This window comes from Intestinimonas sp. HCP28S3_D6 (assembly GCF_052065695.1).
Classification (GTDB): Bacteria; Bacillota; Clostridia; order Oscillospirales; family Oscillospiraceae; genus Intestinimonas.
This window is the reverse complement of sequence record NZ_JBQHTM010000011.1, coordinates 37667-58498: the sequence shown is the minus strand read 5'-3', so window position 1 is coordinate 58498 and position 20832 is coordinate 37667. Positions and strand designations below refer to the sequence as shown.

The following is a 20832-nucleotide window of genomic DNA, read 5'->3' as shown; positions in this document are numbered from 1 at the left end:
ATGGAATATGATCTGTTTGAGCGCCGTATGGGCATATGGATCCTGGTGCTGGCGGTGATCGCCTGGGCGGCTGCCCAGCTCATCAAGTTGCTGCTGACCTATTGCAGGGAGCGACGGCTGGATTTGGACCGGGCACTGGGGAGCGGCGGTATGCCTAGTTCCCACTCTGCCTTCGTCTGTGCCTGCGCCAGCGCCACGGGACGGCTGTGCGGTTGGTCATCGGCGCTCTTCGCTATTACCGCGGTGATCGCCATTGTGGTGATGTACGACGCTGCCAATATCCGCCAGGCGGCGGGTGAGCACGCGAAGATCCTTAATTATCTGATGGACCAGTGGGCACAGGAGGGCCATACGCCCTTTGGAACACGGCTCAAGGAGCTGTTGGGGCATACGCCCATCCAGGTGCTGGCCGGTGCGGTGCTGGGCATCGTCATTGGTCTGCTGGGCGCCTATTTCGTGACATGACACCGGTCTATCTGCCGGGAGGGATGGTTTGCTTTGATAGAGTTCGATGAGATCCCGGATCTGAAAACGATAACGGATGGTGAGGCAGAAGCACTCTGTGCCCGTCTGCGATCCGGCGTGGTGGATATGGTATCCCGGACGGGTGGTCATCTGGCCTCCAATCTGGGAGTCGTGGAGCTCACCGTGGCCCTTCACCGGGTCTTTGACACGGGGCGAGATCGGCTGGTTTTCGACGTAGGGCACCAGTGTTATATCCATAAGATCCTCACCGGGCGCGGAAGCGCTATGGATACCTTGCGCTCGTTCGGGGGCATTTCCGGTTTCCCGAAGCCCAAAGAGAGTGTCCACGACGCCTTTATCGCCGGACACGCCTCCAACTCAGTGTCGGTGGCTCTGGGTATGGCCCGGGCCCGGACCCTGCTGGGGGAGGACTATCACGTCATTGCCCTCATCGGTGATGGAGCCCTTACCGGCGGCCTGGCCTACGAGGGCCTGTCCAACGCCGGGCTCAGCCGGGAGCCTCTGCTGGTTATCCTTAATGACAACGGCATGTCCATTACCAAAAATGTGGGTGGCGTAGCCCAGCATTTGGCCCATCAGCGGCTCAAGCCCCAATATCTGCGCTTTAAAAAAGGCTACCGCAAGGTGATGTCGGTCCTACCAGGCGGTAAGGCATTCTACCGGGTGACCCACAAAGTAAAAACGGCGGTGAAGGAGACCCTTCTCCCGTGCAGCATGTTTGAGGATATGGGCTTTACCTATCTGGGACCTGTGGACGGCCACGACGTCCGGGGCCTGACCCGGCTCCTCCGCTATGCCAAGGACACATCGGGCCCAGTTCTGCTCCACATCAGAACTGTAAAGGGGAAAGGCTATCCACCTGCTGAGCAGAATCCGGATGCTTATCATGGTGTTTCCAAGTTCTGCGTCCAGACCGGTGCGCCCCTGCACCCATCCGGACCGTCCTATTCCGGTGCCTTTGGGTCGACACTCTGCGAGTTGGCAGAGAAGGACCGGCGGGTGTGCGCCATCACGGCGGCCATGAGGGACGGCACCGGCCTCAAGGAATTTGAGAACCGCTTCCCAGACCGCTTCTTTGACGTAGGCATCTCTGAAGGACACGCCGTGGCCATGGCGGCGGGGATGGCCAAACAGGGCTGTATCCCCGTCTTTGCGGTCTACTCCTCCTTTCTCCAGCGCGGCTATGACATGCTCATTCATGATGTGGCCCTGCTGGGGCTTCATGTGGTGTTTGGCGTAGATCGGGCCGGGTTGGTGGGGGAGGATGGTGAGACCCACCACGGTCTTTATGATGTGGCCTATCTCTCCACGGTGCCGGGTATGACCCTGTACGCGCCTTCCAGCTTTGCCGAGGTTGGCAGCATGCTACGCTACGCGCTGCAGGAGGTGAAGGGGCCGGTGGCCCTGCGCTATCCCCGGGGTGGGGAAGGAAGTTACCACGGCGATGCCGGGACAGCTCCCACCTTGGTGGCTAAGGATGGGCAAGGAATTACACTTGTCACATATGGGGCCACCTATTCCGATATTCTGACAGTGGCGGAGCGGTTGGAGGAGACCGGCTGTCAGCCGGAAATCATCAAGTTGAACCGACTGTGTCCCCTGGACTTGGAGCCGGTGCGCCGTTCTGTGGCAAAGACCGGTCGCCTGCTGGTGGCCGAGGAAGTGAGCGCCATGGGCTCCATTGGAGAGAAACTGTGCGCCGGACTGGCTGAGGCAGGTGTTCCTTTAAAGGTGGTGCGGCTGTGTACCACTGGACGGGACTTTGTGCCCCAGGGCACCGTGGCCCAGCTCAGACACCTGTGCGGGCTGGATGTTGAATCCCTCTGCCGGGCGGCGATGGAGGTATGGAAGCATGAGTAAAAAGCGCTTGGATGTCCTTTTACATGAGCGGGGACTTTCAGAGAGCCGCCAGCGGGCTCAGGCCGATATCATGGGTGGCTGGGTCTATGTGGACGGGCAGCAGGTGCTCAAGGCTGGGAGCGCCGTGTCCGAGGACGCCGTCATCGAGGTCCGGGGGCAGGCCATCCCCTATGTAAGCCGGGGCGGTCTGAAGTTGGCCAAGGCCATGGATGTCTTTGGACTGGACCTCGCCGGTATGGTCTGCGCTGACATCGGCGCCTCCACCGGTGGTTTTTCCGACTGTATGCTTCAGCACGGCGCCGCCAAAGTGTACGCCGTGGATACGGGCTACGGCAAGTTGGCCTGGAAGCTGCGCACCGATGAGCGGGTAGTTCCGCTGGAGCGGACCAATGCCCGTTATCTCACCCATGAGCAGATCCCTGAGGAGCTGGATCTGGCCAGTGTGGACGTTTCCTTTATCTCTCTGCGGCTCATCCTGCCGGCCCTGCGGGGCATTTTGGCCCCCAATGGTCAGGTGGTCTGCCTGGTAAAACCCCAGTTCGAGGCCGGGAAGGAAAAGGTGGGCAAGAAGGGTGTGGTCCGGGACCCAAAGGTCCATCTGGAGGTGCTGGAGCACTTCCTCATCCACGCCGACGAGGCTGATTTTACTGTAAAGGACATAACCTTTTCGCCAATTCGGGGACCGGAGGGGAACATCGAGTATCTGGGCCATCTGAAGGTGGGCAGAGGGTCGGCGTATACCGGAGACCTTGCCGCCCTGGTGGAGCAGTCCCACGCCGAGCTGGAGGGGGGGCGGCATCCGTGAAGGTGGTGCTCAGTCCAAACCCTTACCGGGACCGGGGCCTGAAGGCAGCCCTCCGGGCCCGGGATATCCTCCGTACCGCTGGAGCGGAGACGGCCTTGTGTCTCCCGTTTGCCCTGGAGCAGGGGAGTCACGTGGAACTCCCCAAGGGCCAGGATTATCGGAACATGCAGGAGGAGCTCAAAAACGCCGATTTACTCATCTGTTTTGGCGGTGACGGTACTATTCTCCACGCTGCCAAGGATGCCAACGCCCATAATATCCCTATTTTAGGGGTTAATCTGGGCAGTGTGGGCTTTATGGCGGAGCTGGAACAGGGTGAATTGGATATGCTTACCCGGCTGCCGGAGCGGAAGTATTCCATTGAGCACCGAATGATGTTGGATGTGACGGTGCGTCGGGGGCGGGACATCCTCTCACGGGATGTGGCCCTCAACGATGCTGTGATCACCAAGGGAGCGGTGGCCCGGGTCATTGACCTCACCCTGCGGGGGGACGGTGTGCCCATCTATTCGTTTTCGGGGGACGGCATCATCCTGGCCACCCCCACCGGCTCCACCGCCTACTCTATGTCGGCGGGGGGGCCCATCGTGGAGCCGACAGCGGAGAATGTCCTGGTTACACCGATCTGTGCCCACTCTCTTCAGGCAAAACCTTTGGTCATGGGACGGGACCGGGTGGTGTCCGTTCGGATGGGAAAACTGTCAAGGAAAACTGCTTACCTGTCTGTGGATGGCGGGAGAGCCTTTAAGCTCTGCGGCGGGGACACCGTGGAGGTGCGCCGGTCCCGGAGTGTGACCCGGCTGGTGCGGCTCACTGACCATAGCTTCTATGAGATCATCGATCAAAAATTAGGAAAGGCGTGATGGGGAATGAAATCCAAGCGACAGGCGGAGATCTTGCGGATTATTGAAGATGTGGACGTGGAGACCCAGGACCAGCTGCTTTCCGAGCTCAAGGCCAGAGGGCTCACCTCTACCCAGGCAACCATTTCCCGGGACATCAAGGAACTCCATCTCATCAAGGAGCTCACCGGCTATGGGACCTATAAATACGCTGTGTCCGGCCGCAAGACCAGTATGAACATTGCCGGTCGTCTGCGGACCATTTTCAAGGAGGGCGTTACCTCTTTCGACCGCGCCCAGAACATCGTGGTTCTAAAGACCATGCCCGGCCTAGCCTCTGCGGCCTGTGCCGCCATCGACGGCATGGAGATCAGCGACCTGGTGGGCAGCTTGGCAGGCGACGACACCGCTATCCTCATCATGCGTGACAGCGAGAAGGCGGAGGCCTTCTGCGACGAGATACACAAGATGCTCCAGTAAGACAGGGAGGTGGAGAGGATGCTCTCGCTGCTTCATATTGAGAATATTGCGGTGATCCAGGCGGCGGACATCCGATTCGATCAGGGCTTTAACGCACTCACCGGCGAGACTGGCGCGGGCAAATCCATTGTGGTGGACGCCATCGGGGCGGTGATCGGGGAGCGGACCTCCCGGGAACTGATCCGGACCGGCGCCAAAGCCGCAGTGGTGAGCGCCCAGTTTACCCGGCTGCCGGCGCTCCCCTGGTTTACCGAGAACGGCATAGGGCCGGATGAGAACGGGGAAATTCTGATCCAGAGGGAGATCCTGTCCGATGGCCGGAACGTCTGCCGGCTCAACGGCCGGCCACTGACGGTGTCCCAACTTCGGGGGCTGGGACGGCAGCTCCTGAACATTCACGGACAGCACGACGGCCAGCAATTGTTGGACCCCGCCTGCCATCTGGACTACCTGGACCGGTTCGGTGAGCTGGAGGGCTCCAGGGCTGCCTTCAAGGCGGCCTATGATGCCATGTCCGCCCTGCGGCGGGAGATGTCTGCTTTGCGGATGGACGAGGCGGAGAAGGCCCGGCGTATCGACAGCCTGACCTTTCAGATCGGCGAGCTGGAGCGGGCCGACCTGAAGCCGGGAGAGGAGGAGGAGCTCACCCAGCGGCGGAAGGTGCTGCGCAACGCGGGTAAGCTCATCGACGCCGTGGAGGGCGCCCACATGGCCCTCTCCGGAGACGAGGAGAGCGAGGGGGCCGTGGCCCTCATTATGTCGGCGGAGCAGTCTCTCTCTGGAGCCAAGGGGGTCAGTGACCAGATCGCCGACCTGGCCCAGCGCCTCACCGAGCTGCGCTGCGCCGCGGACGACGCTGCCGAGCTGGTCCGGGACCTCCGGGACAGCCTGGACTTTGAGCCGGGGGAGCTGGACGACCTGGAGAGTCGTCTGGACGTGATCTACCGGCTGCGGAAGAAGTACGGCGCCACAGTGGAGGACATGCTGGACTACCTGGCCCGGTGCAAAGCGGAGCTAGAGCAGATCGAGGACTCCAGCGAGACCCTGGCCCGGTTGGAGAAGAAGCTGGCCGCTGCCCTGGAAAAGGCCCGGGAGGAGGGCGCCAAGCTCACCGCGGCCCGTAAGAAGGCGGCGGCGGCGCTGGAAAAGCTCATCCAGGAAGAGCTGCGGCAGCTGGACATGCCAAAGGTGCGCTTTCAGGTGGACTTCGCCCCCAAGGGCGGGGAGCTTGCCATGGATGAGACGGGCATGGATGAGGTGCAGTTCCTCATGTCGGCCAACGTGGGCGAGGATCTGAAGCCCATCCACAAGATTGCCTCCGGCGGTGAGCTCTCCCGCATCATGCTGGCGCTGAAAAATGTGCTGGCGGAGAACGACGATGTGAGCACCCTGGTCTTTGACGAGGTAGACACCGGCGTCAGCGGCCGGGCAGCTCAGAAGGTGGCGGAGAAGATGGCCCAGGTGGCCCGGCGGAAGCAGGTCCTCTGTGTTACCCATCTGCCCCAGATCGCCGCCATGGCGGATACCCACTTCTCGGTGGAGAAAGGGGAGCGGGACGGGCGGACCTACACGGCGGTGGAGCGGCTGGAGGCTGGCCGCCGCCGGGAGGAACTGGCCCGGCTCACCGGCGGCGCCCATATCACACCCGCTATGCTGGCAGGTGCCGGGGAGCTGCTGGAGAGCGCCGAGACCTACAAGCGGAGGCTTACATGAGACAGGATAAGGGAACGGAGGAGGTGCAGGTCACCTTCTCCCTCGGTCGGGCGGAATATGTCCGGGCAGTGCGCTATTATCTGCGCAAAAGCCATCTGGTAAGTTGGGTCCAGGTGCTGGTCATCCTCATCGCTCTGGCGGCTGCTGTGGTCATGGAGACTTTAATGGAGCGGATGAGCTTCCTTTGCACCCTCTTGGTGGTCTTCTCTGTTATGGTGGCCTTCTACGGCCTGTGGCTGTATGTCATCCAGCCGGGGCGGCTCTATGACAAAAATCCGGCGCTGGGACGGCAGGTGTCCTTTCTCTTCAACCGGGAGGATCTGTCCCGGCAGGATGAACAGACGGCGGTGCTGCTGGATTGGGACCTGAAGGAGCTCTGGCGGGGGAAGGAGTTCTATTACCTTTTTCGGGGGGAGGAGGGCTACCTACTGCTGCCCAGGTCTGCCTTTCAGAGCGAGGAGGACCGGCTCCGCTTCGAGTTCCTGGCTCAGACGGCCTGTCCGGAGGCAAAGGTAAAACATTTTGATTGACAATGCAGGCGGGCTGTGCTAGAATGCCCGTTGTATACAACGCAAAGATGAGGAAAAGTAATCTTCGGATACCCTGCGCAGAGAACCCCCGGTTTGGTGGAAGGGGGAGAGGGCCTGAGGACGAATACCCCTCGGAGCGGCCGCCTGAACCGCAAGCAGTAGGGCGTGTCGGGAGCGCCCGTTATCGCGCGGCCGTGTGATGGCACGGCGTGAGGCCCTTTTCCGTGAGGGAGGGGCGAACCAGAGGTGGTACCGCGTATCCACGCCCTCTGTCCCAAAAGGACAGGGGGCGTTTTTTATCGTACACTAGAAAGAGAGGAAAAGACACATGGAATGGTCGCTCACATGCCTGCGCTGCGGGACTGAAATGGTCTGTCTGGGTACGCGGGACTTCCAACTGGGACAGGAAACGATGTTTTTTGACTCTCATTTCTGGGAAGGTGCACTGGAACTGGAGATTTTCGGCTGTCCTTCCTGCGGGAAGGTAGAGTTCTTCTCAGAGAAGGTCCAGGAGTGGACCACCGAGTATGAATGCCCAATCTGCCACGCCAAATACCCCAGGGATGCGGAGCGCTGCCCCAAATGCCTGACTAAACGGGAAAAGAAGTAGGGGCGCGGTATGGAGCACAGAAGCTTTGGACGAAGGGAGCCCGGGGTGGTCTACCGGGACCGGGCCGGTGCCTATGCGGTAATCCTGGACGACGCTGGAAACGCCGCCCTGGTGGAGGCTCCGGCGGCCGGCGGGCCGGAACGGGGACTTTTCCTTCCGGGGGGCGGCATGGAGGCGGGAGAGACCCCGGAGGTCTGTCTCCGCCGGGAGTGCCTGGAGGAGCTGGGCCGGGAGATCGAGCTGGACGGCCCCCTCTGTACCGGCGAGGAATATCTGTTTGCCACCAGCGACCGGCGCTATCTCCATGTGATGGGCCGCTGTTACCGGGCGGTCCTGGGTCCGCAGGTGCAACCCCCCGTCGAGCACGACCACGTGCTCCGGTGGGTTCCGGCGGAGTGGGCCGCTGAACATATGTTTTTAAATTATCAGGCCTGGGCCGTCAGGCTGGCCTGGGAAGAAAGGATGCAGGAAAAATGACCATTTACGACGAACTGAAGGCCAGAGGGCTGGTTGCCCAGGTCACCGACGAGGAAGAGATCAAGGACCTCATCAACAACGGCAAGGCCACCTTCTACATTGGCTTCGACCCCACCGCCGACTCCCTCCATGTGGGTCACTTCATGGCACTGATGCTTATGCGCCGGATGCAGAAGGCGGGTAACCGCCCCATCGCCCTCATCGGTGGTGGCACCGGCATGGTGGGCGACCCCTCTGGCCGTAGTGATATGCGGACCATGATGACGGTGGAAACCATCCAGCACAACTGCGACTGCTTCAAGAAGCAGATGAGCAAATTCATTGATTTCTCCGACGGTAAGGCCCTCATGCTTAACAACGCCGACTGGCTACTGAAGCTCAACTACGTGGATGTGCTCCGCGAAGTAGGTGCCTGCTTCAGCGTAAACAACATGCTGCGGGCCGAGTGCTACAAGCAGCGTATGGAGAAGGGGCTCTCCTTCCTGGAGTTCAACTACATGATCATGCAGTCCTACGACTTCTACCACATGTTCCAGACCGTGGGCTGCAACCTCCAGTGCGGCGGCGACGACCAGTGGTCCAACATGCTGGGTGGCACCGAGCTCATTCGCCGGAAGCTGGGCAAGGACGCCTACGCCATGACCATCACGCTGCTGCTCACCAGTGAGGGCAAGAAGATGGGTAAGACCCAGGCCGGCGCCGTGTGGCTGGATCCGGAAAAGACCTCTCCCTACGACTTCTACCAGTACTGGCGGAATGTGGACGACGCCGACGTGCTCAAGTGTCTGCGGATGCTCACCGAGCTGCCCCTGGAGCAGATCGACGAGATGGACCACTGGGAGGGCGCCCAGCTCAACCGGGCCAAGGAGATCCTGGCCTTCGAGCTCACCAAGCTGGTCCACTCCGAGGAGGAGGCTCAGAAGGCTCAGGACGCTGCCCGGGCTCTGTTCTCCACCGGCGGCGACAAGAGCAACATGCCCACCACCGAGCTCTCCGCCGGCGACCTCACCGAGGGGCAGATCACCGTGGTGGACCTGATGGTGAAGTGCGGCCTCACCCCCTCTAAGGGCGAGGCCCGGCGCCTCATCCAGCAGGGCGGTGTGGAGCTCAACGGCGAGAAGGTGACCGACACCGCCGCCGTAGTGGTAGCCGCCGCTCTGGAAGGGGAGGGCACCACCATCAAGAAGGGTAAAAAGGTCTTCCATCGGGCCGTGCTGGCCTGAGCAAAAAGGCGGGTGCCGATTTGGTGCCCGCCTTTTTAGAATCTTTTGATTTTCTTAAGGAAGAATGGTTAGACATCGAAATAAGAGCATGGTACAATAAGAGTGACCATATACGAGGGGAGATCTGAAGGCCGTGCAGAAAAAACCATGGCCGCTGGACACGAGGACAATCTCAAACCTGATCATCGTGCTCATCGGCATCCTGTTCTACTTTGTACTCTACCGCTTTGATGAGGTGAGGGCCAAGATCTCGATGGTGACGGGGGTACTCTCACCCTTTATCATCGGCTTTGCCATCGCCTATCTGCTCAATACGCCCACCACTTTTTTTGAGGAGAAGGTCTACCACAAGCACAGGCACGGGCGTGCCCTGGCCATCGTTACAGTTTACGTTCTGGCTGCCGCTTTCCTGGCGATCCTGCTCAACCTCATCCTGCCCCAGGTGTGGAGTAGTGCGGTGGAGCTGGTCAACAACATGTCCAGCTATATGCGTGGCCTGGACGCTTTGGTACAGGATATCATCACCCGTTTCAACCTGGAGGGGGAGGGCATCAACGAGATGCTGACCACCTATCAGAACTTCGTCCAGTCCCTGACCGATCTGGCCATTTCGAAGGTGAGCTCCTCACTGCCTCAGATCTGGAACCTGGGTGTGGCTTTGGGCAGCGGTGTAATCTCTGCTCTGACCGCGCTGATCTCCTCCATCTACATGCTCTCCGGCAAAAACCGGCTGGTCCCCCAGCTCAAAAAGCTCATCTATGCCACTATCCCCAAGAAAAAAGCAACCTGGTTCCTGGGGGTGTGCGGCCAGGCCAACCGCATTTTCGTGGGCTTTATCAATGGCAAGATCATCGACTCCGCCATCATTGGCGTGCTCTGCTTTGTCCTTAATCTGATCCTCCAGATCCCCTATAACATCCTCATTGCCGTTATCATCGGTGTCACCAATGTGATCCCCTTCTTCGGACCCATCATCGGTGCCGTGCCCTGTATCATGATCCTCATCATTGTGGACCCCTGGGCGGCGCTGCGGTTCGCCGTACTGGTGCTGGCCCTTCAGCAGTTCGACGGCAACATCTTGGGGCCCAAGATCCTGGGCGACAGTACCGGTCTCTCTGCTATCTGGGTGCTGGTGTCTATCGTGGTGTGCGGCGGGCTCTTCGGCTTCCCCGGGATGCTCCTAGGCGTACCCACCTTTGCCGTGCTCTATGCCCTGGTCCGGGAGTGGGTGAACCACCGGCTCCGGGAGAAGGGAATTGACGGCGACGGGAATCCGCTCCTGCCGTCGTCGGAGGGTGCGGACAAGTCCAAATTCGAACAATAAAAAACGGTCTCCGGTAGCCATACCGGAGACCGTTTTTTATTGTTAGCTGTTAAATTTCCACCGGTGTCTGGAGCCAGTCCAGAAGGTCGTCCATGTTATAGAGACCGGGTGCCTGGCATTGGGCCAGGAATCGGGCGGCCTTCAGAGCGCCGGAGGCGAAGACCTCCCGGGACTGGGCGGAGTGGCGCAGCTCGATGAGCTCGTCCCGGCCGGCGAAGAGGATCTCGTGGTCGCCGGCGATGGTGCCGCCTCGGACAGAGGAGATGCCGATCTCCCGGCGGTCCCTGGGCTTCCGGACGGTGTGGCGGTCCCACACGTATTCCGGCTCATAAGGCAGAGTCTCGGACAGGGCGTCGGCCAGCAGGAGAGCTGTGCCGCTGGGGGCGTCCACCTTTTTGTTGTGGTGGCGCTCTACGATCTCGATGTCAAAGTCTTCGCCCAACATCTGGGCGGCCTGACGGGCCAGCTTGGAGAGCACATTGATGCCCAGGGAGAAATTGGCCGAGCGGAAGACGGGAATGCTCCGGGCCGCTGACTCAATCTCCAGAAGCTGGTCCTCAGAGTAGCCGGTGGTGGCTAGGACCACGGGCAGCTGCCGCTTGACGCAGTAGCCCAGAAGGCCAGTGAGGGTGGCCGGGTGGGAGAAGTCCACCGCCACCTGGGCGGGGACGGTGCACTCGGCGGGGGAGGAGAAGACGGGGAAATCCCGGTCAGCGGTGCCAAGAATGTCGAAGCCGGCGGCGATGTGGAGATCGGGCTGGTCGGCGCACAGAGCCTCCAGCACCCGGCCCATCCGCCCGTTGCAGCCGGAGAGGATCAGGTCCAGCATGATGGTTCCTCCTTTTTATCGTTTCGTAAAAAGACAGACGGCCGTGGAGCAGCACGGCCGTCTGGTGTTGGTTTTACTGACCGGCGCCGGAGGCCGGGAGCAGACCAGTCCGCTCCATGGCGGCCCGGAGGACCTCCAGGTTGGCGGGGGAGATGTCGCACAGGGGGAGGCGCAGCCCGCCCACGTCCTTGCCCATGAGGTTGAGGGCGGCCTTGACAGGGATGGGGTTGACCTCACAGAAGAGGGCGTCGATCAGGTCCATATGCTCCAGCTGGAGCCGGGCAGCCTCCTCAAAGCGGCCCTCCAGACAACGATGGGTGATGTCTACCATGAGCTTGGGGTCGATGTTGGCCACCACGGAGATGACGCCCTTGGCACCCAGGGACATCATGGGGACCACCTGGTCGTCGTTGCCGGACCAGATGAAAAAGTCATCGCCACAGAGGTAGCGTGTGTGGGTGATGAGGTTCAGGTTGCCGCTGGCCTCCTTCACGCCGTTGATCTTGGGGTTCTGGGAGAGAACCTTGTAGGTCTCAGCGGTGAAGGAAACGCCGGTCCGGGAGGGCACATTGTAGAGGATAATGGGCAGCTCGGTCCGGTCGGCGATGTACTCATAGTGGCGGATGAGGCCCTCCTGAGAGCACTTGTTGTAGTAGGGGGTAACGTGGAGGAGGGCATCGGCGCCGGAGTCCTCGGCGTGCTGGGAGAGGTACACGGCGGCGGAGGTGTCGTTGCTGCCGGCGCCGGCGATGACCTTCACCCGGTGGTTCACATGCTTGACACAGAAGTTGACGGCGGCGATGTGCTCCCGCAGGGTGAGGGTGGAACACTCACCAGTGGTGCCCACGGCGCAGATGGCGTCCACGCCGGCGGCGATCTGCTCATCGATGAGCTGGGCGAAGCGGTCGTAGTTGATGGCGCCGCTCTGGTCGAAGGGCGTGACGATGGCGGGGCAGGCACCGGTGAAAATGGGCTCTCTCATATTCAATTACCTCCTGATTAGACAGGTGTGCTGTCCACGGAGGCGCAAAGTTAGATCTATCTCTATGGTCTCTTACGCCTTAACGATGTAGCCCTCAGCGCACAGCAGTTCGGCAAGCTCTACCGCGCCGCCTGCTGCGCCCCGGAGGGTGTTGTGGGACAGACACACAAACTTATAATCGTACTGGGTATCCGGGCGGAGGCGTCCAATGGAGATGGTCATTCCATTGCCCAGGCCGCGGTCAAGTCTGGCCTGGGGACGATCGGACTCCTCAAAATAGTGGAGGAACTGCTCGGGAGCAGAGGGGAGCTTGAGCTCCTGAGCACGGCCACGGTATTCCGCCCAGATGGCCTTCATCTCATCCATCGGGGGCACCTTTTCAAAATCCACGAAGACGGCGGCAGTATGCCCGTTGGACACGGGGACACGGAGACACTGGGCGGTGATGGCCGGCTTGACGGCGTTGACGATGACGCCATTTTCCACCCGGCCCCAGACCTTCATAGGCTCCTGCTCGGATTTCTCCTCCTCGCCGCTGATATAGGGGATCACGTTGTCCACCATATCGGGCCAGGACTCGAACGTCTTCCCGGCGCCGGAGATGGCCTGGTAGGTGCACACCAGGATCCGCTCCAGGCCGAAGCCGCGCAGGGGATGGAGGGCGGGCACATAGCTCTGGATGGAGCAGTTGGACTTGACCGCGATGAGCCCGCGCTTCATCCCCAGTCGCTTTCGCTGTGCCTCGATCACCTTGATATGCTCCGGGTTCACCTCAGGGATGACCATGGGCACATCCTCCGTCCAGCGGTGGGCAGAATTGTTGGAGATCACCGGGCACTCGTGGCGGGCGTAGGATTCCTCCAGAGCGCGGATCTCCTCTTTTTTCATGTCAACGGCGGAGAAGACGAAGTCCACCATGGAGGCGATCTTCTCCACGTCGGCCTCGGCGTTCATGACCACCATGTTTTTGGCCTGCTGGGGGATGGGGGTGTCCATGGCCCAGCGGCCCCCCACGGCCTCCTCATAGGTCTTGCCGGCGGAACGGGGACTGGCCGCGATGACCGCCAGTTCAAACCAGGGATGGTTCTCCATCAAAGTCACAAAACGCTGGCCAACCATGCCAGTGCCGCCGATTACACCAACCTTGTATTTTTCCATGCCGAAGACCTCCATTTATTGTGCGCTCACCCGTATTCTATCCGGGAGAGGCTCCCAACTTGCCTGTCCGCCGGAAAAACGGCGGTTGCAATGCTGTCGGGTTTTGTACTATAATGTCTCCTGTATCCACGCGTTCCGGGGCATACAAAAAGATGCCCAGACCCTTTTTGGGGGGAGGGGCGTGGAGGGTATTTTCGATAGTGTAGCACAATTCTTTTTCAATGTAAACCGCTAATTCGCAGAAATGGAGCTTCCTCATGGGCAAAAGTTTGATTCGATTTGTAGCAGTCCTCCTGGCTGCCGCCCTCTGTCTCGGGTGTGTGACCTTCGCTGCCGGTTCTGATACCAAGGAGACCCTGCGTGTGGGCCTCTTTTACGGAAGTACCGCGCTGCCGGGTGCCAACCTGGAAAACAGCGTGGGGAGCGGTTACCGCTTCGGCTGGTATGACGACAATCTGACCTTCCACCAGCTGGGAAGCTCTACAGAGACACAGATCTCCGTGGTCAAGACCCAGAACGTCACTCTCTCCGGCGGAAACTATGTGGATGGCACCGGTTCGGTGACGGTGGGCTGTTTTCACCTCCAACTCCCCACGACCTATACCAGCTTTGAGGAAGCCCAGGCCGCCGCATCGACGGTGTCCAATGGGTTTCCCGCCTGGATCGAGGGGACATACTATGTGAGGGTGGGCGCCTACACCACCAAGGAGGAAGCCCTCTCGGCCCAGACTGCACTTGGCCTGTCCACCGCCGCGGTGGTAGGCACCAGCGGCTACGCTGTCACGGTGGTGGTCACCAAGACCGGAAAGCCTATTTTTCAGTTTGATGGGGGACAGGGGTACAGTCTGGGTATCCAGCCCGGACTGGACAATAGTGTCAAGACGGTCACCTGGTTCAAGGGCTACCGCTATTACGGCGGATTCCAGTACCGCCGAAGCGGTGGGAATCTCACCGTCATCAATATCGTGAACCTGGAAGACTACATTAAGGGCGTCCTCCCCTATGAGATGAGCAACAGCTGGCCACTGGAGGCCTTGAAGGCCCAGGCGGTGTGCGCCCGGACCTACGCTGTCACCAATACCGTCAGCCACGCCAGCAGCGGCTTTGACGTGTGCAACAACACCCACTGCCAGATGTACCAGGGGCTGAATCTGGCCAATGACCGCACCGACCAGGCCGTGGAGGAGACGGCGGGGGAGTACGTGCGCTACCAGGGCCAGCCGGCCATCACCTACTACTCGGCCAGCGACGGCGGCGCCACCGAGGACGTGCGGAACATCTGGAACTCCACCGCCAACCTGCCCCACCTCAAGGGGGTCATCGACCCCTATGAGGCCGACCTGGCCGACAGCATCTCCCAGTACAACTGGACGGTCACCGTCTCTAAGTCGGAGATCGCCTCCAAGCTTCAGAGCAAGGGCTACAACTGCGGCGCCATCGTGGACGCCTACGTGGCGGAGCTCAGCGAGACGGGGAATCCCAAAACCATCACCTTCGTGGATGCCAACGGAAAGAAGTGGTCCTTCGGGCCGGAGACCCTGCGGATCTGGTTTGGTTTGCGCTCCAACCGCTTTACGGTTGGCGGCGGCAGCGTCAGCAACACCTATTATGTGAACGGCACCTCCGACATCCTGAGCTCCGTCAGCGGGGCGTACGCGGTGGGCGGTGACGGCACCGTGAGCACCATCTCCGGGACTCCCTATGTGGCCACGGCTTCCGGCACGGGGCTTCTGGGGAGCGCCTCCTCCACGACCTCGTCCGGAACCAGCGTCACCTTTACCGGTTCCGGCTACGGCCACAACGTGGGCATGAGCCAGCAGGGCGCCCGGGCTATGGCACTGCGGGGGATGGACTACATCGATATTCTGACCTTCTACTTCACCGACGTTACGGTGGGTTGACAAATGACAAGGAAAGCGGGAACTTGATTTGAAGACATCGGATTTTTACTATGACCTGCCCCAGGAGCTCATCGCCCAGACCCCTCTGGACCGTCGGGACGGGTCCCGGCTGATGGTGCTGGACAAGAATACCGGCGCAGTGAAGCATATGCACTTCTATGACCTGCCCAGCCTGCTGCGCCCCGGCGATTGCCTGGTGCTCAACGACTCCCGGGTGCTGCCCGCCCGACTGCTGGGCCACCGGGAGCCCGGCGGCGGTGCGGCGGAGGTGCTGCTCCTCAACGACAAGGGGGACAAGACCTGGGAGTGCCTGGCCCGGCCGGGCAAGAAGATGAAGCCTGGAACAAAACTCTCCTTTGGCGACGGTCTGCTCACCGCTGAGGTCACCGAGACCCTGGAGGGCGGCAACCGGCTGGTCCGTTTTCACTATGACGGCATTTTCCTGGAGCTGCTGGAGCAGCTGGGCAAGATGCCTCTGCCGCCCTACATCAAGGCGGAGCTCCAGGACCCGGAGCGCTATCAGACGGTGTACTCCAGGGAGGTGGGATCGGCGGCAGCTCCCACCGCCGGGCTCCACTTCACCAAGGAGCTTCTGGAGCAGATCCAGGCCATGGGCGTCTCCCTGGCCTATGTGACCCTCCATGTGGGCCTGGGTACCTTCCGGCCCGTGAAGGAGGAGGAGATCACCGACCATGAGATGCACTCGGAGTACTGCATGATCTCCAAAGAGACGGCGGAGACCATCAATGAGACCCGCCGGAAGGGGGGACGGGTGATCTGTGTGGGGACCACCTCCTGCCGGACCATCGAGTCCTGGGCCGCCGAGGACGGCACCCTGAAGGAGTCCGCCGGGTGGACCAATATCTACATCTACCCCGGCTACCGGTTCAAGGTGCTGGACGCCCTCATCACCAACTTCCACCTGCCGGAGTCCACCTTAGTGATGCTGGTTTCGGCCTTGGCCGGGCGGGAGCACATCCTGGCAGCCTATGAGGAGGCGGTCCGGGAGAAATATCGGTTCTTCTCCTTCGGAGATGCCATGTTCATCTGTTAAATGGGAAAAAGGTCCGGCGTACAGCATGTACGCCGGACCTTTTTCATCCCTTGGGTTTTGGTTTAAAGAGGAGGGCCACGATGCAGCCGAAGAAGATGGCGGCAGCGATGCCACCGGCGGCCGCCGTAACGCCGCCGGTGAAGGCGCCCAGCAGGCCGTCCTCGGCCACGGCCTCCTTTACGCCCTTGGAGAGCAGATAACCAAAGCCGGTGAGGGGAACGGTGGCGCCGGCGCCGCCAAAGTCGACGATGTGCTGGTAGATGCCCAGGCCGCCCAGCACCACCCCGGAGACCACATAGAGCACCAGGATCTTGGCAGGGGTCAGCTTGGTCCGGTCAATGAGGATCTGGCCGATAAGACAAAAGGTCCCTCCGCAGAGGAAGGCCCGCAGATAAGGGAGAAATCCATCCATTTTTATACTCCTTTCTCCGTGGAGATGGCCACAGCGTGACAGATGCCGGGGATGCTCTCTCCCTGGAGAGAGGAAATGGGGGAGAGAAGGGCGCCGGTGCCGCAGAAGAGGATGTTTTTCCAGCGGCCCTCGGCCATGCCGCGGAGCAGGTATCCATTGAGCACCACGGCGGAGCACCCGCAGCCGGACCCGCCGCAGTGGACGTCCTGGGCGGGGAGATCGAAGATCATCACACCGCAGTCGTCATAGTTGCTCAGTTCCACGCCGTCGGCGCGGAAGAGGTCCAGCACGATGGACTTGCCCAGCTCTCCCAGATCGCCGGTGACGATGAGGTCATAGTAGGAGGGCTTGCGCCCGGTTTCGGAAAAGTGGGCGGTGAGGGTGCTGTACGCGGCGGGGGCCATAGCCGCCCCCATGTTGTTGGCGTCCTTGATACCCTTGTCCACAACCTTGCCGATGGTGGCGTGGGTGACGTAGGGGCCGTTCCCTTCCCGAGAAAGGACAGTGGCGCCGGCACCTGTTACCGTCCACTGTGCGGTGGGGGTGCGCTGACCTCCGTATTCAAGGGGGGTGCGGTACTGCCGCTCGGCGGAACAGAAGTGGGAGGAGGCCACCGCTGCCGCCCAGGTGCCGAATCCGCCATCCAGGGTCATAGATGCCATGACCAGACCCTCCGCCATGGTGGAGCAGGCGCCGTAAAGCCCGAGGAAGGGCACATCCTGGCCACGAACGGCAAAGGAGGAGGCGATACACTGGTTAAGCAGGTCGCCGGCAAAGAGCATATCCAAGGAAGAGGGAGCCTGCCCCGCCTTGTCCAGGGCGCTCTGGAGGGCCAGCCGCTGCATGGCGCTCTCCGCCTTCTCCCAGCTGGATTCTCCAAAACTGTCATCCTGATTGATGAGGTCGAAGAAAGTGGCCAAGGGGCCATCACCCTCCTTTTTGCCCACCACGCTGGCATACCCGGCAATGGTGGGTGGATTGGCAAAGGCCACAGTCTGACGGCCCAGCTTTTTTACGGTCATTAGGCTTCCTCCCATCCGCACACAGCGTATTTGAACGGAATTAGTTTGAACAGATTTCCGCAAAATATCAGGACGCATTTTGTCGGGGGAACTGCTGGTCAAATGTGGGAAGATGCGATATAATAAAAATATATTTTTCACTTGATGGAGTTTGATCGATATGGTAGAAGAAGCCAAGCGCACCATCGCCTACCTCTGCCCGGCCTGCCATCAGGCTGTGGTGGCGGAAAAGACGGTCTTCTCTCTGGCTGCGGCGCCCGGGAAGATTCCCTGCCCCTGCGGTAAGTCGGCGCTCAAAACGGAGATCGTGGGAGACCGGGTCAAGCTGACGGTGCCCTGTCTTTTCTGTGAGAAGGAGCACACCGTGACCTGCTCCACCCATGCCTTCCTCCACGAGAAGGCTCTGGCCTTTGCCTGCGCTGCCTCCGGGCTGGACTGCTGCTATGTGGGAGAAGAGGGACCAGTCTTTGCCGCCATGGAGCGCCTGGAGGAGGCGGTGGACAAGCTGGAGGCCGCCTCCGGAGAGAAGGGAACCTTCCTGGACGAGATCATCATGCATGAGATCCTCTCCGAACTGCGGGATATCGCCCAGCGGGGCGGGATCTCCTGCACCTGCGGCTCCAAGGAGTGGAGGCTCCAGGTGAACTTCAGCTCTGTGGACCTTATCTGCGGCCACTGCGGCCGGGCGCTGCGCATCCCCGCTGCCACTGCTGATGATCTAGAGGATCTGTGCTGTAAAAATACCCTTCTCATCAAGGGAAAGGAGGGGTAACTCATGTATCATGAGGCCTCGTTTCAGGTCGGGGCACGGGATGTCGATCCTTTTAACCAGTGCCGCCCCTCCTCTATGATGGACTTTCTTCAGGAGGCCGCTACCGGCGCAGCCGTGGAGCTCCATGTTTCCCGGGAGGAGATGCTTCGAAGCTACAACGTCTTCTGGATGCTTGCCCGGATCTGGTATCGTCTGGACACACCTGTCTTTTGGGATGACAAGCTCACGGTTCAGACTTGGCACCGGGGGAGTGGCCATGGCGCCTCCATGTACCGGGATTTTGATATCTTCCGGGACGGTAAAACCATTGGAGAAGGGATCAGTCTGTGGGTCCTGGCCGATGTAGAGACCCGGAAGCTGCGACGGGTATCCGATCTTCCGGAGTTTGACGGAACCTCTGGCGGCGACCGCTGCAAAAGCCGGTTGCTGCCCAAGCTCCGCATGCCGGTTCCTCTGGAATCGGCGGGAGAGCGGCGGCTCTGGTACAGCGACTGCGATGTGAACGGCCACGTCAATAATGTCCACTACGCCGACTACGCCTGTGATGCCATCGGGCTGGAGGAGGTTGGTCGGGGACAGTTTGTCTCCCAGGTCCATATCGGCTACCTGAAGGAGTGCAGGGCGGGGGAGACCATTCGCCTGTCCGTGGGCCGTCAAGACGATACCTTTTATGTCCAGGGAGACGGTGTGGAGGGAAAGCCCAGATTCGATGCGGCTTTGACCCTGTCCCCTCTTGACAACCCCCACCTTGGGGCATAGAATATATCAAATATGTTTTCCCGCGTCGGATACGATGAAATAAAATGAAGGAGTGGAGTCCATGTTCAATACGGATGCCGCCAGCAAGTTCGTGCGGCAGGGCCTGACTTTTGACGACGTGCTGCTGATCCCCGCCGAGAGCAACGTCCTGCCCGCTGACATCGATCTGCACACCCAGCTCACCAAGAAGATCCGCCTGAATATCCCCGTGATGAGTGCCGCCATGGATACCGTCACCGAGTACCGGATGGCCATCGCTATCGCCCGTGAGGGCGGCATCGGCATCATCCATAAGAACATGTCCATCGGCCAGCAGGCCGAGCAGGTGGACATGGTGAAGCGCAGCGAGAACGGCGTCATCACCAACCCCTTCTGGCTGGCCCCCGGCCACACCCTGGCCGAGGCCGACGAGCTCATGGCCAAGTACCGCATCTCCGGTGTCCCCATCTGTGACCACGGCAAGCTCATCGGCATCATTACCAACCGTGATATGAAGTTCGAAGAGGACATGGACCAGCTCATCGACAACGTGATGACCAAGGACCACCTGGTCACCGCCAAGGAGGGCACCACCCTAGAGGAGGCCAAGCAGATCCTCCGCAAGCATAAGATTGAGAAGCTGCCCATCGTGGACGACGAGTTCCATCTCAAGGGTCTCATCACCATCAAGGACATCGAAAAGGCCGAGGTCTATCCCAACTCCGCCCGTGACGAAAAGGGCCGGCTGCTGGTGGGCGCCGCCATCGGCGTCACTTCAGACGTGATGGACCGTGTGGCCGCTCTGGTGGAGGCCGGCGCCGACGTGCTGTGCCTGGACTCCGCCCACGGCCATTCCCACAACATCCTGGAGTGCGTCAAGCGCATCAAGGCCCTCTATCCCGACGTGCAGCTCATCGCCGGCAATGTGGCCACCGCCGAAGGCACCCGGGCCCTCATTGAGGCCGGCGCCGACTGCGTGAAGATCGGCATCGGTCCCGGCTCCATCTGCACCACCCGCGTGGTGGCCGGCATCGGCGTGCCCCAGATCACCGCTGTCTATGACGCCGCCTGCGTCGCCGCTGAGTATGGCATTCCCATCATCGCCGATGGCGGCATCAAGTACTCCGGAGACATTGTCAAGGCCATCGCCGCCGGCGGCAACGTAGTCATGCTGGGCTCCCTGCTGGCGGGCTGCGAGGAGTCCCCCGGGGACACCGAGGTCTACCAGGGACGGCAGTTCAAGGTGTACCGCGGCATGGGCTCCCTGGGCGCTATGGCCAAGGGATCCAAGGACCGTTACTTCCAGGAGAACAACAAGAAGCTGGTGCCCGAGGGCGTAGAAGGCCGTGTTCCTTACAAGGGAGGCCTGGGCGAGACCATCTACCAGATGATGGGGGGCCTGCGGGCCGGTATGGGCTACTGCGGCTGCGGCACCATCGAGGATCTGCGCACCAAGGGCCAGTTCATTCAGATCACCAGCGCTGGCCTCAAGGAGAGCCATCCCCATGATATCTATATCACCAGAGAGGCTCCCAACTATACCGTCAATCCCCAGTAACGACCAGAAAAGGCCCGCGCCGTCGGCGCGGGCCTTTTTTCCTCACACACAAAGGA

Annotated in this window: 20 protein-coding genes and 1 other annotated feature; of the genes, 15 read left to right on the top strand and 5 right to left on the bottom strand. The window is 60.8% G+C overall.

Annotation, left to right across the window (positions count from 1 at the left end; all coding sequences use genetic code 11):
• The 10 genes from ACTNBK_RS05765 to ACTNBK_RS05720 all read left to right on the top strand — a co-directional run bounded on the left by ACTNBK_RS05765 (window position 1) and on the right by ACTNBK_RS05720 (window position 10350).
• Window positions 1-465 (top strand): divergent PAP2 family protein, encoded by a 465-nt coding sequence (locus ACTNBK_RS05765; protein ID WP_441144405.1) that lies wholly within the window; start codon window positions 1-3, stop codon window positions 463-465.
• Window positions 466-498: 33 nt separating this feature from the next.
• Complete coding sequence (gene dxs, locus ACTNBK_RS05760) at window positions 499-2346, top strand: 1-deoxy-D-xylulose-5-phosphate synthase (RefSeq protein ID WP_441144403.1); 1848 nt, start codon at window positions 499-501, stop codon at window positions 2344-2346.
• Window positions 2339-3151: a TlyA family RNA methyltransferase gene (locus ACTNBK_RS05755; RefSeq protein WP_441144401.1), complete on the top strand. Its 813-nt coding sequence runs from the start codon at window positions 2339-2341 to the stop codon at window positions 3149-3151. Before dxs ends, ACTNBK_RS05755 begins: the two co-directional genes overlap by 8 nt.
• Window positions 3148-4014 carry an NAD(+)/NADH kinase gene (locus tag ACTNBK_RS05750; protein ID WP_441144399.1) on the top strand — a complete coding sequence of 289 codons (867 nt, stop codon included), beginning with the start codon at window positions 3148-3150 and terminating at the stop codon, window positions 4012-4014. The genes ACTNBK_RS05755 and ACTNBK_RS05750 overlap by 4 nt, the downstream gene beginning before the upstream one ends.
• Window positions 4015-4020: 6 nt before the next feature.
• Window positions 4021-4473 (top strand): arginine repressor, encoded by a 453-nt coding sequence (locus ACTNBK_RS05745; protein WP_441144397.1) that lies wholly within the window; start codon window positions 4021-4023, stop codon window positions 4471-4473.
• A gap of 18 nt (window positions 4474-4491) precedes the next feature.
• Window positions 4492-6186: a DNA repair protein RecN gene (recN, locus tag ACTNBK_RS05740; RefSeq protein ID WP_441144395.1), complete on the top strand. Its 1695-nt coding sequence runs from the start codon at window positions 4492-4494 to the stop codon at window positions 6184-6186.
• Entirely contained in the window at window positions 6183-6716 is a 534-nt protein-coding gene (locus tag ACTNBK_RS05735) for a hypothetical protein (RefSeq protein ID WP_441144394.1), read from the top strand. The genes recN and ACTNBK_RS05735 overlap by 4 nt, the downstream gene beginning before the upstream one ends.
• Before the next feature lie 35 nt (window positions 6717-6751).
• Window positions 6752-6989 (top strand) — a binding site (T-box leader).
• Window positions 6990-7335: 346 nt separating this feature from the next.
• Window positions 7336-7803 (top strand): NUDIX domain-containing protein, encoded by a 468-nt coding sequence (locus ACTNBK_RS05730; RefSeq protein WP_441144392.1) that lies wholly within the window; start codon window positions 7336-7338, stop codon window positions 7801-7803.
• A complete protein-coding gene (gene tyrS / locus ACTNBK_RS05725; RefSeq protein WP_441144391.1) occupies window positions 7800-9026 on the top strand; it encodes a tyrosine--tRNA ligase in 1227 nt (408 codons plus the stop codon). Before ACTNBK_RS05730 ends, tyrS begins: the two co-directional genes overlap by 4 nt.
• Window positions 9027-9159: 133 nt before the next feature.
• A complete protein-coding gene (locus ACTNBK_RS05720) occupies window positions 9160-10350 on the top strand; it encodes an AI-2E family transporter (protein ID WP_441144389.1) in 1191 nt (396 codons plus the stop codon).
• A gap of 49 nt (window positions 10351-10399) precedes the next feature.
• Here ACTNBK_RS05720 and dapB read toward each other — a convergent pair whose 3' ends face one another.
• From dapB to asd, 3 genes are all read right to left on the bottom strand, one after another.
• On the bottom strand, window positions 10400-11179 hold the full coding sequence (gene dapB, locus ACTNBK_RS05715) for a 4-hydroxy-tetrahydrodipicolinate reductase (RefSeq protein ID WP_441144387.1): 780 nt from the start codon (window positions 11177-11179) through the stop codon (window positions 10400-10402).
• 73 nt (window positions 11180-11252) lie between these two features.
• The gene (gene dapA, locus ACTNBK_RS05710; protein ID WP_441144385.1) at window positions 11253-12161 is read right to left on the bottom strand and encodes a 4-hydroxy-tetrahydrodipicolinate synthase; all 909 of its coding nucleotides are present in this window, start codon (window positions 12159-12161) and stop codon (window positions 11253-11255) included.
• Between the two features lie 72 nt (window positions 12162-12233).
• Complete coding sequence (gene asd / locus ACTNBK_RS05705; RefSeq protein WP_441144383.1) at window positions 12234-13319, bottom strand: aspartate-semialdehyde dehydrogenase; 1086 nt, start codon at window positions 13317-13319, stop codon at window positions 12234-12236.
• Window positions 13320-13576: 257 nt separating this feature from the next.
• Between asd and ACTNBK_RS05700 the strand changes: the two genes are divergently transcribed.
• Both ACTNBK_RS05700 and queA read left to right on the top strand, forming a co-directional pair.
• The gene (locus tag ACTNBK_RS05700) at window positions 13577-15220 is read left to right on the top strand and encodes a SpoIID/LytB domain-containing protein (RefSeq protein WP_441144381.1); all 1644 of its coding nucleotides are present in this window, start codon (window positions 13577-13579) and stop codon (window positions 15218-15220) included.
• Between the two features lie 28 nt (window positions 15221-15248).
• Window positions 15249-16274 (top strand): tRNA preQ1(34) S-adenosylmethionine ribosyltransferase-isomerase QueA, encoded by a 1026-nt coding sequence (gene queA / locus ACTNBK_RS05695; RefSeq protein WP_441144379.1) that lies wholly within the window; start codon window positions 15249-15251, stop codon window positions 16272-16274.
• Window positions 16275-16317: 43 nt separating this feature from the next.
• On the opposite strand, the gene spoVAE is transcribed toward queA, so the two are convergent.
• On the bottom strand, window positions 16318-16686 hold the full coding sequence (gene spoVAE, locus ACTNBK_RS05690; protein ID WP_294514287.1) for a stage V sporulation protein AE: 369 nt from the start codon (window positions 16684-16686) through the stop codon (window positions 16318-16320).
• Window positions 16687-16688: 2 nt separating this feature from the next.
• Window positions 16689-17708 carry a stage V sporulation protein AD gene (gene spoVAD, locus ACTNBK_RS05685; RefSeq protein ID WP_441144377.1) on the bottom strand — a complete coding sequence of 340 codons (1020 nt, stop codon included), beginning with the start codon at window positions 17706-17708 and terminating at the stop codon, window positions 16689-16691.
• A 160-nt stretch (window positions 17709-17868) separates the two neighbouring features.
• Here spoVAD and ACTNBK_RS05680 point away from each other — a divergent pair, with 160 nt between their 5' ends.
• From ACTNBK_RS05680 to guaB, 3 genes are all read left to right on the top strand, one after another.
• Entirely contained in the window at window positions 17869-18480 is a 612-nt protein-coding gene (locus tag ACTNBK_RS05680; protein WP_441144375.1) for a hypothetical protein, read from the top strand.
• A 3-nt stretch (window positions 18481-18483) separates the two neighbouring features.
• Complete coding sequence (locus ACTNBK_RS05675; RefSeq protein ID WP_441144373.1) at window positions 18484-19239, top strand: acyl-[acyl-carrier-protein] thioesterase; 756 nt, start codon at window positions 18484-18486, stop codon at window positions 19237-19239.
• A 61-nt stretch (window positions 19240-19300) separates the two neighbouring features.
• The gene (gene guaB, locus ACTNBK_RS05670; protein WP_294514308.1) at window positions 19301-20776 is read left to right on the top strand and encodes an IMP dehydrogenase; all 1476 of its coding nucleotides are present in this window, start codon (window positions 19301-19303) and stop codon (window positions 20774-20776) included.
• Window positions 20777-20832: the final 56 nt, after the last annotated feature.

Coding starts and splice junctions, on each gene's coding strand:
- spoVAE (WP_294514287.1), bottom strand. CDS start 16,686: ATGGATGGATTTCTCCCTTATCTGCGGGCCTTCCTCTGCGGAGGGACC.
- dapA (WP_441144385.1), bottom strand. CDS start 12,161: ATGAGAGAGCCCATTTTCACCGGTGCCTGCCCCGCCATCGTCACGCCC.
- spoVAD (WP_441144377.1), bottom strand. CDS start 17,708: ATGACCGTAAAAAAGCTGGGCCGTCAGACTGTGGCCTTTGCCAATCCA.
- tyrS (WP_441144391.1), top strand. CDS start 7,800: ATGACCATTTACGACGAACTGAAGGCCAGAGGGCTGGTTGCCCAGGTC.
- ACTNBK_RS05735 (WP_441144394.1), top strand. CDS start 6,183: ATGAGACAGGATAAGGGAACGGAGGAGGTGCAGGTCACCTTCTCCCTC.
- asd (WP_441144383.1), bottom strand. CDS start 13,319: ATGGAAAAATACAAGGTTGGTGTAATCGGCGGCACTGGCATGGTTGGC.
- guaB (WP_294514308.1), top strand. CDS start 19,301: ATGTTCAATACGGATGCCGCCAGCAAGTTCGTGCGGCAGGGCCTGACT.
- ACTNBK_RS05675 (WP_441144373.1), top strand. CDS start 18,484: ATGTATCATGAGGCCTCGTTTCAGGTCGGGGCACGGGATGTCGATCCT.
- ACTNBK_RS05745 (WP_441144397.1), top strand. CDS start 4,021: ATGAAATCCAAGCGACAGGCGGAGATCTTGCGGATTATTGAAGATGTG.
- dapB (WP_441144387.1), bottom strand. CDS start 11,179: ATGCTGGACCTGATCCTCTCCGGCTGCAACGGGCGGATGGGCCGGGTG.
- ACTNBK_RS05755 (WP_441144401.1), top strand. CDS start 2,339: ATGAGTAAAAAGCGCTTGGATGTCCTTTTACATGAGCGGGGACTTTCA.
- ACTNBK_RS05730 (WP_441144392.1), top strand. CDS start 7,336: ATGGAGCACAGAAGCTTTGGACGAAGGGAGCCCGGGGTGGTCTACCGG.
- ACTNBK_RS05700 (WP_441144381.1), top strand. CDS start 13,577: ATGGGCAAAAGTTTGATTCGATTTGTAGCAGTCCTCCTGGCTGCCGCC.
- ACTNBK_RS05680 (WP_441144375.1), top strand. CDS start 17,869: ATGGTAGAAGAAGCCAAGCGCACCATCGCCTACCTCTGCCCGGCCTGC.
- ACTNBK_RS05765 (WP_441144405.1), top strand. CDS start 1: ATGGAATATGATCTGTTTGAGCGCCGTATGGGCATATGGATCCTGGTG.
- recN (WP_441144395.1), top strand. CDS start 4,492: ATGCTCTCGCTGCTTCATATTGAGAATATTGCGGTGATCCAGGCGGCG.